The sequence below is a fragment of the Bradyrhizobium lablabi genome, assembly GCF_018131005.1.
Taxonomy (GTDB): domain Bacteria; phylum Pseudomonadota; class Alphaproteobacteria; order Rhizobiales; family Xanthobacteraceae; genus Bradyrhizobium; species Bradyrhizobium lablabi_D.
Window position 1 is genome coordinate 475,468 of record NZ_JAFCJK010000001.1, and the last position, 14,279, is coordinate 489,746.

The window sequence follows — 14,279 nt, forward strand, 5'->3', positions numbered from 1 at the left end:
CTCTTAGGTCCCAATCGCGTCCAACCCCGTGCCGCCATAGAGCCACGCAATATCGTCGCACCACTGTTCCTGCGACTTCGCGCTCATGATCGCGTTGCGGATCCGGGCGTGCTCGCCCGAGGGGTGGTAGATGTGCTCGCCGATCGCGCGCGACATCAATTGCACCCGCGCGGTGCGCGGAAAGCGATGCGCGCGATAGGCCTCGAGCGCGGCCACCTGGTCGTCATGGCAGGCCAGCATGTGCGACAGGCACACGGCATCTTCCATCGCCTGGCAGGCGCCTTGCGCAAAATACTGCAGCATCGGGTGCGCGGCGTCGCCGAGCAGCGCGACGCGGCCGTCGATCCAGCGCTCATTCGGATCGCGGTCGCAGAGCACCCAGAGCCGCCAGTTGGTGCCGTGGCGAATGATGTTCTGCGCGCGCTCGTGAACATGGACGAACCCCTGCATCACCTCGGCATCGGACACCGGCTTGCCGGCGACCGGCTCCGGCGCGTCGTTGTGATAGGTCACGACGAGGTTGAATACCTTCCAGCCCGACAGCGGGTAATGCACGATGTGGCATTTCGGGCCGGCCCACAGCGTCGCGGCGTTCCAGCGCAGATCCTCCGGCATCTGCTCGGTCGGGATCACCGAACGATAGGTGGTGTGGCCGGACACTCGCGGCGGGCCGTCTGATGTGACCTGTTTGCGGACGTTCGACCACAGGCCGTCGGCGCCGACCAGCAAGCGCCCGGTCACGCGCTCGCCATCGGCGATCTTCGCCGTCACCGATGAGCCGTCCTGATCGTAGCCAACAACTTCGCTGCTCACGCGCAGCTCGATCAGCTCGTGGTTCTGGCAGGCGCGCAGGAACACGCCATGCAGGTCGCCGCGGTGCACGACGGCATAAGGGTTGCCGAAGCGGGCGCGGAAGGCGTCGCCGAGATCGATATGGGTGATCTCGTCCGCCGTCAGCGCATCCATCAGCCGGAGCCGGTCGATATAGACGGCCATACCGCGCGCGGCCTCACCGACGCCGAGATAGTCGAACGCGTGGAAGGCGTTCGGGCCGAGCTGGATGCCGGCGCCGATCTCGCCGAGCGCGGAGGCTTTCTCCAGCAGGATTGAATGGATACCTTTTTGCGCAAGACCAAGCGCCACGGCGAGGCCGCCGATGCCGCCACCTGCGATCAGGACCGGTCTGGTGTCTGCCATCAGCCCGATTTCCCGAGATGTTCTAGCGCGTCCTCGGCGCGCAGCGGCACGCGCGACGCCTCGTTGTTGAGATCGACGAGCTGGGCCAACAGCGTCAGCAGCGCCTTTCTGTCGGCCGGCTTCAGCGGCTGCAGCATCCGCGCCTGCGCCTTGTCGACCGATGGAACAATGTCGCGCAGCATCGCAGCGCCCGCCCTGGTGAGGTGGAGCAGCTTGACACGCTTGTCCTCGCGCGCCGGCTTGCGCTCGATGAAGCCCTTGGCCTCCAGCCTCTCGATCACGTTGCCGAGCGTGGAGCGGTCGAATGCGATCACGGCGGAGAGCCGCGTCGCGTCGATACCGGGGTGGGTCGAGATCGCGACCATGGCGGCATATTGCACGGGCGTCAGGTCAAACGCCCTGCATTCCTCGACGAACAGCGCGACTGCGATCTGCTGCATCCGCCGGAACAGATAGCCGGGTGCGGTATAGACCGCGTCCATGGTGACGGGTAAGGGCTTGCTATTCGGCATCGGGCTGCTTGTCCGGGGCGGCATCGGCGAACGCCTGCACGGCCTTGGCAGCCGCCTCGGCTTTCAGAAGACGCGGATAAGCCGAGACATCGACGCCGAAGCGCCGCGCATTGGCGAGCTGTGGGACAAGGCAGAGGTCGGCTAGCGTCGGCACCTCGCCAAAGCAGAACGGCCCGGCCTCTTCAGATATCAGCGCCTCGCAGGCCGATAATCCCTCGCGATTGGCCCAGGCCGCCCACTCCGTCACCTTCTCCTCGGGCAAGCCAAGTTGACGCAGCCGCGCCAGTACCTTGAGGTTTTGCACCGGATGGGTGTCGCAGGCGATCGCCTGCGCGAACGCGCGAATCCTGGCGCGGCGTAGCCGGTCCCGCGGCATCAGCGGGGGGTCGGGATAGGTCTCGTCCAGCCATTCGATGATTGCGAGCGATTGGGTGAGGATCCCGCCCGCATCATTCTCCAGCGTCGGCACCAGCCCCTGCGGATTGATCGCGAGATACGCAGGCGCGCATTGCTCACCCTTGCGCAAATGATGCGGCAGGTGCTCGGTGGTCAGGCCCTTCAGGTTGAGGGCGATCCGGACCCGGTAGGATGCGCTGCTGCGGAAATAGCCATGCAGCTTCATCGGAACCTCCCCGCAATTTTCTTGTTTCGCTTGTTGGTGGCGTTGACGCTACCCACATTGTCAGTATGCTGTCAATCATCAACGAAAACGACGGGAGGCCTGGCCCATGGAAGCCGTGCAGAAGACCCCGGAACGCGAGGCGTTCTACAAGAAGATCGATGGCGAAAATCTCTCGGCGCTGTGGAACGTGATGAACGACCTGATCACGCCGGAGCCGAAGAGCGCCTGCCGCCCGCATTTGTGGAAGTTTGACCAGATCCGCGACTACATGAACGAGGCCGGCAAGCTGATCACGGCCAAGGAAGCCGAGCGCCGCGTGCTGGTGCTGGAAAATCCAGGCCTGCGCGGCCAATCCAGGATCACCACTTCGCTGTTTGCCGGCGTCCAGATGGTGGTGCCGGGCGACATCGCGCCAGCTCACCGCCACGCCCAATCGGCGCTGCGCTTCGTGCTCGAGGGCAAGGGCGCCTATACCGCCGTCGACGGCGAGCGCACTGCGATGTCGCCGGGCGACTTCGTCATCACGCCGTCGATGACATGGCACGACCATTCCAACGAGACCGCGGAGCCGATGTTCTGGCTCGATGGTCTCGACATCCCGATGGTGCAGTTCTTCGACTGCTCCTTTGCGGAAGGCTCCAAGGAAGACCAGCAGAAGATTTCAAAGCCGGCCGGCGACAGCTTCGCGCGATATGGCCACAACCTGCTGCCGATTGACCAGAAGCGGACATCGAAGACCTCGCCGATCTTCAACTACCCCTACGAATACACCCGTGAGGCGCTCGAGCACGCCAAGGTCCGCGACGAGTGGGATGCCTGCCACGGACTGAAGCTGAAATTCTCCAACCCCGAGACCGGCGACTTCGCAATGCCGACCATCGGCACGTTCATCCAGCTCCTGCCGAAGGGCTTCAAGACCGCACGCTATCGCTCGACGGATGCCACAGTGTTCGCCGCGATCGAAGGCAAGGGCCTCACCAGGATCGGTGAACAGACTTTCGAATGGGGGCCGCGCGACCTGTTCGTCGTGCCAAGCTGGCACTGGGTAACACACGAGGCCGACGCCGACTCCGTGCTGTTCTCCTTCTCCGACCGCCCGGTGCAGCAGAAGCTCGACCTTTTCCGCGAGGATCGCGGCAACGCGTAAGCGAATAGCAGCCCCGACATGCCCGGGCTTGACCCGGGCATCCACCCCTGCATGCTCTCGGCAATAACAAAAACGTCGATGGCCGGAACATAGACAAGCGGAAGCGACGCCGCTTGATCGCCGCCGTGACGCGGAAACACCAGGGGCTTCCCATGAACCATCAGACGGCCGTCTTCGCCACCATCACCCTTGCGCTGAGCCTCTCCACCGCCAACGCCCAGAAGGCCGATCCCGCCGCGGTCGAGCAGCACATCGCGGCCGCGACCGCCGCCGCGAAATCCGACCTGCTCGGGCCGCTTGCCCTGTGCAAGACGGCGACCCCAACACCGGGGCCGAGCTTCATGGACAATTACAGGGCGGCGGTGAAGGATCCGCCGCTCGAGCCGATGCAGGTGATGGACGAACTCTATTTCCTCGGCACAAGATGGTCGACGGCTTGGGCGCTGAAGACCTCGGCCGGTCTTATCATCATCGACTCCCTCGATAATTCCGACGAGGCTGAAAGCTACATCGCCGGCGGCCTGCGCAAGCTCGGACTCAACCCGGCTGACATCAGATATGTCATCGTCAGTCACGCCCATGGCGACCATGACGGCGGCGCCGGTTACCTGAAAGAGAAGTTCAATCCGCGAATCGTAATGAGCGAGATCGACTGGAAGGCCGAGGAGGAAGCACAGCGCGATCCGCTGTTCGGCACCAAGCGCAACCCGCTGTTCAGCGCACCCCCGAAACGGGACATGGCTGTCAATGACGGCGACACCATCACGCTCGGCAACACCACGGTCAAACTCTACGTGATCCCCGGCCACACGCTCGGCACGCTCGCGACCGTGTTCACGGCGCACGACCAAGGTGCTGCGCACCGCGCGGTCGCCTGGGGCGGTACGGCCCATAATTTCGGTCCGCTGCCGGACCGACTGCAGCTCTATTACGACACCACGGCCAGATATCGAGAAGTCATGAAGACGGAGAACACCGACATCTTTCTTTCCAACCATGTCGGTTTCGACGACGCGGTGAAGAAGATGGCGCTGCTAAGAGAACGCAAGGCAGGCGAACCCAATCCCTTCGTGGTCGGCCAGGACGCGGTGCAGCGCTTCCTCACTGTCCTCGGCGAATGCGCGCTCGCGACCAAGGCCAGCATCGGCGACTAAAGCATGATCCTGAAACCGGCGTCCACTTCGCTCGAAAACGCTATAGACGCCGGAGAAGTAGCCGTGAGTGTCCGTGTTCAACTTTTTCAATCTGCGAAGAGCAACCGGTAGACAGATTTGAAGCGAAAGGATTGCTTGCCGGCCAGTGCGGTGGCTTCGAACTCGGCACCGTCATTCCAATAGATTCCGGTAAATCCAATGGTGAGAACTTTTCGTGCCCATGGATACGTAGCCGAAATAGGCGAATGCTCCCGGCTCGTCATTTCACCTTTCCACTTGCCGCCAGAGCAAGTGTAGCTTCCGATGGTATAATAAAATCCTCCGCCCCCGCGCATCGTGCCCTCACGCAGCATCATGATGTGCCGGTTGTAGGCGTCCACGCCGTCCAGAAACGTTGTCTCTGCGAGATAAAGTCCGTTCCGAATCATGATTTCGTGCCGCGCGATCGAGAGCATTTTCAGGCCCAGACTCCCGGGAGGTACCGCGCCGACAAGACTGCGCGTCCTTTAGCGGCTTTACAAGCCAGCAAACGCTGCCCGGCCCATAACCGGCGGCCAGCGTTTGGCGTTAGTTTCGCCGGGCCGGTCATCTGCATGCGGATCAAAAGGTCGACCAGGGCGCGATTGATATGAACGCGATGATCATGGGCTCTTCCCTGCCAATTCCGAATCTATGTATCTGGTTCTTCGCACAAAGAATTGCTCGAACAATTTATCGTCGCCAATATCTCTGCCGACCTCTCTCAGTGCGAAGAACGGCATCAACACGACGAACATGATCACGCCGAAGACAGATATTTCCATTAGACCTCCTCCGCCCAAAGCGGTGGCGGTTTCGGCGACTGTCTTCCCGTGCCACATTCCTGTCAGGACCTCCTCAAGCACGTGGAAAGAAATCAGTATCAGCGAAAATACCGCGGACTTGTAAACCATCGGGTAGATCAAGGGCTTGCGCTTCAGATTGTCGGCCACGTGTAAGGCCTCTGCGACAAACATGATCTTCGCCAGCACCAAAGCATTTATGACAACAAAGCCCTGATGGTAGAATGGATCGGGTTCATCCAAAACGATCGATTTGTGAAGCGCAAACAGAGCGAGCAGAACCCATAGATAGATGAATATCCAGAATAGTCGCCTTGCTTCTGTAATGCCCTTTTCCCTCAAGCGGGCGAAGTGATCTCCGGCCATTGTCCGATCTCCCGACCAAAGCGTGCGCTCCATAAGGACCAGCGGAATCTACCCTGATCATTTCGCTTCGATCGATGGAGCACTGTTTCCTGGGCGCAATCGCTCCAATTCTTCCGCAAGGATCGGCACGCCGAGATTGCAGGCCTGCACGCCCTGAACGACGCACAGTTTCAGAACCTCCATGATTTCCTCGACGGTCGCGCCTTCCTTGAGCGCCCCCTTGATGTGACGGCGCGTGCCGGGCGCGTACATATGGGTGTAGGAGGCATCGAAGGCGATGCTCAGAAGTTCTGTTTCTTTCGGCGTAAACAGGCCGCTTCCATAGATGGACAGACCCGTTGTCATGAACTCATCGGTCCATGTCGGATCGAGTGACAAAAAAGGATCCCACGCCGCATTCCATTGTCCAACTGACCTCAACTTGTCGCAGGCTGGCGTCGATACCTTGGCTCTCGCGGCACGCTTCGCTGCGACGGCCTTGGCCTCCTCAAGCAAGATCGGCGCGCCAAGGCTGCAGGAATGAATCGACATCACCGAGGCCATCTTCAGGATCATGAGAATTTCGTCGCGTGTCGCGCCCGCTTCGAGCGCTGCCCGGATATGCCTGCGCGTGCCATCCGGGTTGAGATTCGTGCAGGCGGCATTGAGCGCCACTCCGACCAGCTCGATGAACCTTCGAGGCAGAACCCCCTCAGTCCATGGATTGGTTGTCATCCTCACGCAAGCCGCAGTCCAGGCCGGGTCCCATTCCGCAAGCTTGGCCGCCGCCGCGTCCCATGGGCCCGCTTGCGCTGGCGAGTTGGCTGCGGAAGCGCCCGTGGTCTGTCGAGTGATCGTCATTTCGCCTCCTGTCGACGCCGCGGGTGGTTGCAAAGGCGCGCGCCGGGTCCAACGTCGAACACGCGCAGGACCCGGTGAGCGTTGCTTACTCGGCGGCGACTTGCGGCGGGGGCACCATGCAGTATGCCATGGGATGAGAATCGCCGCCGGTCTTTGCCACCGTCTTCCTGCCTTCGGTCTCCCAGACCAAGAAGCCGGGCTGGCCGTCGCGGCGATTTGGCGGCAGACCAAGATTATGAAGCGTCTCCTCGACACTGTCGTACCAGACGCCAACCTTCATGATCTGCCGTGCCTCCTCGGCCGTCGCGACCTTGCGCCCGAACTCCTTGCAGATGCGCACCGCTCCTTCGACCTGCTGCACCGTGGTGCGGCGCTTCTTGTCCGGACCCCACAGATTGTCCTCATTGCCGACGCGCACGTGCTGCCCGAGCACGATCGCCATCGCTGAGATCGGGATCAGCCCTCGCATGCTGGTCCAGAAGGTCGCGACGGCTCCTTGCGGCACCTGGCGAAGGAAATCCATCCAGTGGTAGGGATTGCGGCCGAGCGTGCCGCCGCCATAACCGGCGATGGCAAGGTTCATGGGGCCCATGTACACGCCGGCGCGGATCAGACGCTCGATGATCTCGAGCTGATGGACGTGGGCAGGTACGAAATAAGGCTGAATCCGATTTTTGCGCAGCCGCTTCAAGTGCTCGAGATAAAATGCGGGGCCGGCGTCAACCCACATGCCGGCCCAGGCGGCCTGGACCTTGGGGTTGTCTTCGAGGTGCGTCCCCTTGACGTCGTCTGCCGACATCCAGGACATGATATCCCACTGGGTTGTGCCGGTCGCGACGGTGACGCAGTCCGGCTTCGGATCGAGCTCGGTCAGCATGTGCCGGGTGTCGTAGTCCAGCCACTTCGCCTTTGCGTCGGCGGTCTTGGGCGAAAATGAGATCGAGCCGCCCACCTGCAGGATCATCTTCGGTACGGCCTGCCTCAGCCGTCCGATGAAGTAGTTGAACTGGTCGAAGTCCACCGAGCCATGACCGGTGGCGGGGTCGCGCACATGGACGTGCAGCATCGTGGCGCCGGCGTTGTAACAATCTACCGCGGCCTGAACCTGTTCATCCCATGTCACCGGGATATCGGCATCGCCCGGTATCCACTCCGGCCCGTATGGAGCCGCGGTGATGATCAATGGCTCCATGTTTTCTGGAAGAATCGAGTCGTCGGTGTAGTACATGTTCGTCTCCCTTCCGTTGGTGGCCTGAGTCACCATTGCCGCGGACAGTCCAATGTTCTCGCGGACGAGCCGGCTGCCGCATCAATCCGGCTCCGGTGGTGGGAATGCCGTTGGATCGGCTTGCCAAATGGCGAAGGAATTTCCCTGCGGATCCTGAAGAACGCTGCACCAACCCGTCCTGGGGACGGCCGTCTTCGGGCGCACGATGCTCGCGCCCATGCGTTGCGCCTGCATGAGTGCCGCATCCATCGAATCGACTGTCACGTAGTTGAGCCAGCAGTGCGGGCCGGTCGTCGGTCGATAGGTCAAACCCGCATCGAAACCGTTGCCGCGCTTCGGTCCGGTCTGGATTCGCCAATAGCCGACGCCCGGCGCCTTCACGATCTGCCAGCCGAACAGGCTGGCGTAGAACTCTGCGAGACCTGCGGGATCCTCGCCGTAGATTTCAAAGTGGGTTACCTGGCCGGTCATTCCGATCCCTCGAAAAACTTGCCGTGTCTGTATTCCACCAGAATTGGATCAGCGTGGTCGATGCCGATGAAAGCGGGCAGCTACGCGACGGTTGGCATGTGACCGACAATGGAAGGACGCTGCTTGTTATTTTGCGACACGCCGTTGGAAAATTTGGTATGATCTTTGTCATGTGAAATTGCAGTTCTCTTGGCTCCACGACTAAGGAAACGAGATGACGGACGGGCGGCAACGTGTCGGAGTCCTGGTCGAACTCCCCCAGGTCTTGCGCGAGATGGGGGAAGATCCGGCAACGGTAATCGCGGGTGCCGGCATCGACCCTGACCTGCTGCGTAACCCCGAAAACTCTCTCACGTTCGTCGAGCTCGGCAGGCTTATCCAGGCTTGCGTGGCTGCGACAAAATGCGAGCATTTTGGGCTTCTCGTTGGGCAACGGTCAGGAACGGCCAGCCTCGGGCTGGTAGGACGGCTGATGCAGACTGCGCCCACAGTCAAGGATGCGATCCTCGACCTCTGCACCAACCAGCGACGCTATGTGCGCGGCTCCGTCGTCTATCTACTGGTCCAGAACGATGTCGCGTTCTTGGGTTACGCGATCCATCTTCCGGGCGTGCAGGCAATCGAGCAGATCACCGACGGGGCGATCGCCGTAGGATTTAACTTGCTCAGGGAGCTCGCGGGCACAGCACCCGATGAGGTTCTTTGCTCCCGTCGCGCACCCGGCAATACCGCACCCTATCGCAGCCTGTTTGGCTCCAATCCACGGTTCGATGCGGAGCAATGCGCGCTGGTCTTTCCTGCCCGTCTGCTCAGCCGTCCCGTCCGCAGCGCAGATCCGGCGCTGCGCCGAATATTGGAAAAGTCGGTTGCCGATTATTGGGCCATCGAGCAACCAAACATCACGCAGACGGTGGTCCGCATGCTCCGCGCCCGCGTGATCTCCCCTGACACCTCGTTGGAAGCAGTGGCGAGCGAGCTCTCGATGCTGCCCCGGACGTTGAACCGCCGATTGCAGGCGGAGGGAAGGAGCTTCCGTGAATTGATCAATGAAGCGCGTTTCGAAGTTGCCCGCCAATTGCTCGGAGGCACCCGAATGGAGATCACCGACATCGCACTGGCACTCGGCTACGGCGATCCGAGCAACTTTACCCACGCGTTTCAGCGCTGGTCGGGCATGGCACCCAGCGAGTGGCGCACCTACTGAATGCGACGCTTAGGTCCGAGGTGGACGTTGCGCCAAGTCTTTGGCGCCGCGGCAGATCGCCGACAATGACATCAATCAGAGGGCTTCCGCCAAGGAGATCGTCCACCCTGTGCGCCCCGCAAGCTAAGCGTTTGCCGCGAGGCGCACACGCTCCGTCTTGTGTTCACGCCAGGCCTCACACCGGCTTCACGGGTGGTATCGTCCACGAACCGTCAAGGATTGATGGATTGTCCTCGCTGGGCCAATACATCCGCAACATCAGAATGAATTTGCTCGCCGGCGCCGGAAGCCAGTTCGACTCCAGGTCCGCGCCGGGCGAGTCCTTCTGGATGTAAAGATCGATCGAGCCGTCCTCATTGCTCTTGAGGCTCTGACGCGCGCTGATCGAGTAACGATTGATCGGATTGGCCACGAAGAAATAGTCGGCGTCATACATCGTGACCGACCAGAAGCCCCGCACCGGCGGCAACTGATCTCTAGGGAAACGCATCACGTATTTTTTCGTCCCGTCATACGCCCGGCCATCGGCGTCCTTTTGTGACGTCGGATAGATCGCGTCTTGCGGCCGGTTGGCGCCAAGTCCAATCGCCGTGACAAAGGCGCGCATCAGATAGTCGGTGCCGTAGACGCCTGTCTTGGTCGTGAACATCCATCCATTGATGTCCTTCAGCTCCTTGTTGAGCTTGAACTGAGCCATGATCCGGTCGAAACCGACCTGAGGAATGCGCTTGACGAAATCGGCGTTGAGCTTGCTGGCGTCGAAATCCTGGCCCGGGACGAGCCCGATCTTCGCAAAACGAGCGAGCTCAGGCGCGTCCGCAGCAGCCGGCGGATTGGTCTTCATGAGTTGCGCCAGCAGCGCGAAGTACTCGCGCGCATCCATCCGGTTCACCTGATCCCGCACGGCCATCTTCATATCGATTGCAGGATCGACCCTCCCCTCCGGCGGAGTGTACGGCTTTCCGTAAGAGCTGAGCGGCACCAGCTGGCATTGATCCTGTAACGCGTGAACCGCCTTGTAGTCTTCCGGTGTGCCGGTGCAGTAAATGCGTCCCAACAGCCATACGATGTTGGTGGGCGACTTGTATTCCTTGATGCCGGCCGGCAGCGTGCCGCTCCAGCCCGGCCCGGTAATCGCGTAGGTTTGTGGCCCCGTCCCGGTGGTCCGCTTGCCCGGGACCTGAAAGACATTGGTCCAGCCATCGAGCATCGGGAAGAGAAAGTACCGGTCCCTCATGTCGGGGATGCTCAATACCCATGGCTCCTGGCCGACATCGAAAAACGCGGTGGTGTAGAGCGTATCAGCATTGGGCGCGGTAACGTCGCGAAACGAAGCATCCGGGTACTGGCGCAGCTTGACCAACTGGCCCATCGGTGCACGGGTGCCCTCCGGGATTGCCACATTGGTGATGACCCGGCGGGTCATTTCCATGGTCACGAGGGGATAGCCAAAGATGTATGCATCGGTCGCCAGCCAGAAGTCCTCGAGCCCCTCGCCGAGGTTGAGGCCGCCCAGTTCAGCTCGGCTCAGCGTGCTGAAAGAGACGCTCGAGAGAATGCTCAGGCTACCGAAAGTCAACGAGCGACGGCTGATTTTCATCTTTCACTCCTGCAATGGGCTTCCAAAAGGAATAGTCGATCAAGAATATCGGGTCAGTCTACCTGCATTGCCGCACGATTGGATTTGCCGGCGGCCATGACGGCCGTCATCCAAGACGACGTCTACTTCGCTATGCTTGTTATTTTACGACACAGCTCAAAATTATGTGCCGGAAGCCCCAGCATCTCAGGCGGTGGCATTATCGTAAGGGCTCGCCGGAAGCGACCTGCACAAGGAGCGGCACTGAACGCGACGAATGCCTGCCTCCGAAGAAGTAACCGTGGCAAGACGGCAGCAGCTTACCGACCGTCGGGCAGTGCGTGGGCACGCTGAGGCTTTGCTCCCCTAAAGTCTTACCGCCAGTGCAGGAGCCGCGCTTCCATCCAGTTGATCAGCTTGCCCACCGCAAGCCCGAACAACGACAGGATCACGACGCCGGCGAGCAGCTGATCGGTTTGCAGCAAATTGCCGGCCTGCAGCACGAAGGCGCCGATGCCGAATTGCGCGCCGATCATCTCGGCGCTGACGACGAGCAGCAGCGCGACCGAGGCGGTGATGCGGAAGCCGGCCAGGATCGAGGGCAGCGCGCCCGGCCAGATTACGCGGCGGACGATGGCGTGGAACGGCACATTGAAACTCTGCGCCATCCGGATCAGATTACGCGGCACCGCGTCGACGCCGCTATAGACCGAGATCGCGGTCGAGAAGAACACCCCGAGCGCGATCGTCGCGATCTTCGGCTCCTCGCCGATCCCGAGCCAAAGGATGAGCAGCGGCAGCAGCGCGATCTTCGGGATCGGGAACAGCGCCGAGATGAAGGTGATGCCGACGCCGCGCGCCATCGTCGACAGCCCGATCGCAAAGCCCGTGATGACGCCAGCCGCCGTGCCGATGATCCACCCCGCGCCGATGCGAAGCAGCGACCACCAGAGGTGCTGCCACAGTGCCCCTGATGTCGCAAGCTTGTAGAGCGCGACCGCAATCGCCGACGGCGCCGGCAGGAAAAGCGGATTGACCCAGCCCGAACTGCCGGCGAGTTGCCAGACCGCGACGACCAGCGCGAGCGTAATCGAGCCGACGTAGCGGCCGTTGTCAGGCGTGAAGCCCGCGCCGCGAAACGCGACAGGCCGCCGCCTCTCGGTGGATTCCTCCTTTGTGTCTGGCGCAGCGCGGTCAAGCATGCTGCACCTCGCGTTCGGCATCGATCGCCTCGTTGCGGATCAGCGACCACAATTCGCCCTGCAGCGACACCATTTGGGCACGTGCACCCGAACCGCCGCGCTCGGCGCGCATCATCGGAATGGTCACGATCTCCCTGATGCGGCCGGGCCGGCGCGACAGCACGACGACACGGTCGGCGAGCCGCACGGCCTCCTCGAGATTATGCGTGACATAGACCGCGCCCATCGCGCCATCGGCGAGCAGGCGGACGAAATCCTCCATCAGCAACTCGCGGGTCTGAGAATCCAGTGCCGACAGCGGCTCGTCCATCAACAGGATCGCGGGCCGCACGGCGAGTGCGCGCGCGATGCCGACGCGCTGGCGCATGCCACCGGAAAGCTGCTTCGGATAGGTGGTGCGGAAATCGACGAGCCCGGTGCGGAGCAGCGCGTCGTCGATCACGGCGCGGCGCTCGGCTGCGGTCAAGGCTGTGTGCAGCAACGGAAATTCGACATTCTCCTCCACCGTGCTCCATGGCAGCAGCGCAGAATCCTGGAACACGAAGGTCAGCGGATTGAGGCTGTCGGCCGGCGGCGCGCCGCGCAGTTCGGCTGCGCCCTCATCCGGCCGCAGCAGGCCGCCGAGGATCGACAGGAGCGTGCTCTTGCCGCAGCCGGAGGGGCCGACGATCGCCACCACCTCGCCGGCGCTGACCGTGAACGAGACGTCGTCGAGCACGGCAAGCTTGCCGAAGCGGTGGCTGATATGGTCGGCGATCAGGTCCATCTAGAACTCTAGGTCGCAGGATTCGCCATTGCGAGAAGCTCGCGACAAAATTGCAAAGCAATTTTGCGCTGGAGCGACGACGCAATCCATCCTTCATTTGCCCGGCAAGATGGATTGCTTCGCTTCGCTCGCAATGATTTGGACGCACGCTCCACGTTCAATCTCCCTTCACGTAATCCTTTGCAATGATCGCATTTGCATCAAAACCCTTGTCGACAAAGCCCTGCTCCTGCAGCCACGCGATCTGGTTGGAAACGTTCTTCACGTCGAGCCTGCCGTCGGGATCGATATAGGCGCAATTACCGACCACCTGCTCGACCGGGAGGTTGGTGTATTTGGCGATGATATCCAGCAGCGGCCTTGTCTTCTCGTCGATCGGTGCAACACCGTCCTTGACCACAGCCAGGATCACGTCGTGATACTCGCGGTCCGCGCGAGCCAGCGCGGCCAGCAGCTTCGTCACCAGCGCCGCATGGGTCAGCGTCTTCGGCGAGGCGAATACGGCGCCCAACTGCCACGGCGTCTCGTCGCCGACCCAACCGAGGAGCTTCGCGCCATTGGAATCCATCAGCGTGCGCGCGGTTGAGACCGGCAACAGCGCGGCGTCGACGGTCTCGCCCTTCAGCGCAGCGGCGGCATTTGACAGCGATTGCAGCGGAACGATCTTCACCTCTGACAGCTTGAAGCCGTATTTGTCTGCGAGCAGGCCGAGCGAATAGTGGAAGCTGGAGCCGACCTGCGTCACCGCCACGCGCTTGCCCGCGAGATCCTTCGGCGTCTTGAGGCCTGCCGCATAGGCATTTTTGCTGGCGAAATAACCGATCAGGGGATAGCCGGCCTTCTCCCGGCTCATGCCGCCGATCACCTTCAGCGTGCCCTTGCCGGCGAGATTGTACAGGCCCGCTGTGAACGCGGTGATGCCGAAATCGACATCACCTGATGCGGTGGCCACCGCAATCGGCTGCGCCGCGTCGAAGAACTTCAGCTCGACGTCGAGCCCAACGTCGCGGAAATAGCCCTTGTCCTGCGCGATGAACACGGGCGCCGATGACGACAGGCGGAGCACGCCGATCCTGGCCTTCAACAGATCATCGGCCCGCGCGGTCGAACTCGCCGCGAGCGCCAGCAGGCCTGCAACCGCGAGCCGTACCCATCGCTTCATTCCGTATC

General features: G+C 61.7%; 15 protein-coding genes. 3 read left to right on the plus strand and 12 right to left on the minus strand.

Translation table 11 applies throughout. The annotated features are described in order from the left end of the window. Positions 1-3: 3 nt before the first annotated feature. From JQ553_RS02220 to maiA, 3 genes are read right to left on the minus strand one after another with little or no spacing between them, the layout of a single operon-like run. Positions 4-1,197, minus strand: a complete 1,194-nt coding sequence (locus JQ553_RS02220; protein WP_212498245.1) for a 3-hydroxybenzoate 6-monooxygenase — start codon at positions 1,195-1,197, stop codon at positions 4-6. After that, a complete protein-coding gene (locus JQ553_RS02225; protein WP_409363031.1) occupies positions 1,197-1,679 on the minus strand; it encodes a MarR family winged helix-turn-helix transcriptional regulator in 483 nt (160 codons plus the stop codon). The genes JQ553_RS02220 and JQ553_RS02225 overlap by 1 nt, the downstream gene beginning before the upstream one ends. 19 nt (positions 1,680-1,698) lie before the next feature. After that, on the minus strand, positions 1,699-2,331 hold the full coding sequence (gene maiA / locus JQ553_RS02230) for a maleylacetoacetate isomerase (RefSeq protein WP_212498247.1): 633 nt from the start codon (positions 2,329-2,331) through the stop codon (positions 1,699-1,701). A gap of 106 nt (positions 2,332-2,437) precedes the next feature. Here maiA and gtdA point away from each other — a divergent pair, with 106 nt between their 5' ends. Next, on the plus strand, positions 2,438-3,478 hold the full coding sequence (gene gtdA, locus JQ553_RS02235) for a gentisate 1,2-dioxygenase (RefSeq protein WP_212498248.1): 1,041 nt from the start codon (positions 2,438-2,440) through the stop codon (positions 3,476-3,478). 152 nt (positions 3,479-3,630) lie between these two features. Then, positions 3,631-4,632 carry an MBL fold metallo-hydrolase gene (locus JQ553_RS02240; protein ID WP_212498249.1) on the plus strand — a complete coding sequence of 334 codons (1,002 nt, stop codon included), beginning with the start codon at positions 3,631-3,633 and terminating at the stop codon, positions 4,630-4,632. Positions 4,633-4,718: 86 nt separating this feature from the next. Here the strand turns inward: JQ553_RS02240 and JQ553_RS02245 are convergent, their stop codons facing one another. The 5 genes from JQ553_RS02245 to JQ553_RS02265 form a co-directional block, all read right to left on the minus strand. Further along, entirely contained in the window at positions 4,719-5,087 is a 369-nt protein-coding gene (locus JQ553_RS02245; protein WP_212498250.1) for a hypothetical protein, read from the minus strand. Positions 5,088-5,273: 186 nt separating this feature from the next. Continuing rightward, positions 5,274-5,819 (minus strand): hypothetical protein, encoded by a 546-nt coding sequence (locus JQ553_RS02250; RefSeq protein WP_212498251.1) that lies wholly within the window; start codon positions 5,817-5,819, stop codon positions 5,274-5,276. A 57-nt stretch (positions 5,820-5,876) separates the two neighbouring features. Next, positions 5,877-6,659, minus strand: coding sequence for a carboxymuconolactone decarboxylase family protein (locus tag JQ553_RS02255; protein WP_283817200.1), 783 nt, complete (start codon positions 6,657-6,659; stop codon positions 5,877-5,879). An 85-nt stretch (positions 6,660-6,744) separates the two neighbouring features. Beyond that, the gene (locus JQ553_RS02260) at positions 6,745-7,887 is read right to left on the minus strand and encodes a 3-keto-5-aminohexanoate cleavage protein (protein ID WP_249143889.1); all 1,143 of its coding nucleotides are present in this window, start codon (positions 7,885-7,887) and stop codon (positions 6,745-6,747) included. A gap of 81 nt (positions 7,888-7,968) precedes the next feature. After that, positions 7,969-8,358 carry a VOC family protein gene (locus JQ553_RS02265; protein WP_212498253.1) on the minus strand — a complete coding sequence of 130 codons (390 nt, stop codon included), beginning with the start codon at positions 8,356-8,358 and terminating at the stop codon, positions 7,969-7,971. A gap of 214 nt (positions 8,359-8,572) precedes the next feature. On the opposite strand from JQ553_RS02265, the gene JQ553_RS02270 reads away from it, so the two are divergent. After that, positions 8,573-9,562, plus strand: a complete 990-nt coding sequence (locus JQ553_RS02270; protein WP_212498254.1) for an AraC family transcriptional regulator — start codon at positions 8,573-8,575, stop codon at positions 9,560-9,562. 175 nt (positions 9,563-9,737) lie between these two features. Here JQ553_RS02270 and JQ553_RS02275 read toward each other — a convergent pair whose 3' ends face one another. The 4 genes from JQ553_RS02275 to JQ553_RS02290 all read right to left on the minus strand — a co-directional run bounded on the left by JQ553_RS02275 (position 9,738) and on the right by JQ553_RS02290 (position 14,271). Next, positions 9,738-11,162, minus strand: coding sequence for a DUF1254 domain-containing protein (locus JQ553_RS02275; RefSeq protein ID WP_212498255.1), 1,425 nt, complete (start codon positions 11,160-11,162; stop codon positions 9,738-9,740). A gap of 353 nt (positions 11,163-11,515) precedes the next feature. Beyond that, positions 11,516-12,343, minus strand: coding sequence for an ABC transporter permease (locus JQ553_RS02280; protein ID WP_212498256.1), 828 nt, complete (start codon positions 12,341-12,343; stop codon positions 11,516-11,518). Next, on the minus strand, positions 12,336-13,109 hold the full coding sequence (locus tag JQ553_RS02285; protein ID WP_212498257.1) for an ABC transporter ATP-binding protein: 774 nt from the start codon (positions 13,107-13,109) through the stop codon (positions 12,336-12,338). Before JQ553_RS02285 ends, JQ553_RS02280 begins: the two co-directional genes overlap by 8 nt. 157 nt (positions 13,110-13,266) lie before the next feature. Beyond that, the gene (locus tag JQ553_RS02290) at positions 13,267-14,271 is read right to left on the minus strand and encodes an ABC transporter substrate-binding protein (RefSeq protein ID WP_212498258.1); all 1,005 of its coding nucleotides are present in this window, start codon (positions 14,269-14,271) and stop codon (positions 13,267-13,269) included. Positions 14,272-14,279: the final 8 nt, after the last annotated feature.

Excerpts from the sequence above, each read along its gene's own strand:
- JQ553_RS02225 (WP_409363031.1), bottom strand. The coding sequence starts at position 1,679 with ATGGACGCGGTCTATACCGCACCCGGCTATCTGTTCCGGCGGATGCAG.
- JQ553_RS02270 (WP_212498254.1), top strand. The coding sequence starts at position 8,573 with ATGACGGACGGGCGGCAACGTGTCGGAGTCCTGGTCGAACTCCCCCAG.
- JQ553_RS02240 (WP_212498249.1), top strand. The coding sequence starts at position 3,631 with ATGAACCATCAGACGGCCGTCTTCGCCACCATCACCCTTGCGCTGAGC.
- JQ553_RS02250 (WP_212498251.1), bottom strand. The coding sequence starts at position 5,819 with ATGGCCGGAGATCACTTCGCCCGCTTGAGGGAAAAGGGCATTACAGAA.
- JQ553_RS02285 (WP_212498257.1), bottom strand. The coding sequence starts at position 13,109 with ATGGACCTGATCGCCGACCATATCAGCCACCGCTTCGGCAAGCTTGCC.
- JQ553_RS02260 (WP_249143889.1), bottom strand. The coding sequence starts at position 7,887 with ATGTACTACACCGACGACTCGATTCTTCCAGAAAACATGGAGCCATTG.
- JQ553_RS02245 (WP_212498250.1), bottom strand. The coding sequence starts at position 5,087 with ATGCTCTCGATCGCGCGGCACGAAATCATGATTCGGAACGGACTTTAT.
- JQ553_RS02275 (WP_212498255.1), bottom strand. The coding sequence starts at position 11,162 with ATGAAAATCAGCCGTCGCTCGTTGACTTTCGGTAGCCTGAGCATTCTC.
- JQ553_RS02255 (WP_283817200.1), bottom strand. The coding sequence starts at position 6,659 with ATGACGATCACTCGACAGACCACGGGCGCTTCCGCAGCCAACTCGCCA.
- maiA (WP_212498247.1), bottom strand. The coding sequence starts at position 2,331 with ATGAAGCTGCATGGCTATTTCCGCAGCAGCGCATCCTACCGGGTCCGG.
- gtdA (WP_212498248.1), top strand. The coding sequence starts at position 2,438 with ATGGAAGCCGTGCAGAAGACCCCGGAACGCGAGGCGTTCTACAAGAAG.
- JQ553_RS02220 (WP_212498245.1), bottom strand. The coding sequence starts at position 1,197 with ATGGCAGACACCAGACCGGTCCTGATCGCAGGTGGCGGCATCGGCGGC.
- JQ553_RS02280 (WP_212498256.1), bottom strand. The coding sequence starts at position 12,343 with ATGCTTGACCGCGCTGCGCCAGACACAAAGGAGGAATCCACCGAGAGG.
- JQ553_RS02290 (WP_212498258.1), bottom strand. The coding sequence starts at position 14,271 with ATGAAGCGATGGGTACGGCTCGCGGTTGCAGGCCTGCTGGCGCTCGCG.
- JQ553_RS02265 (WP_212498253.1), bottom strand. The coding sequence starts at position 8,358 with ATGACCGGCCAGGTAACCCACTTTGAAATCTACGGCGAGGATCCCGCA.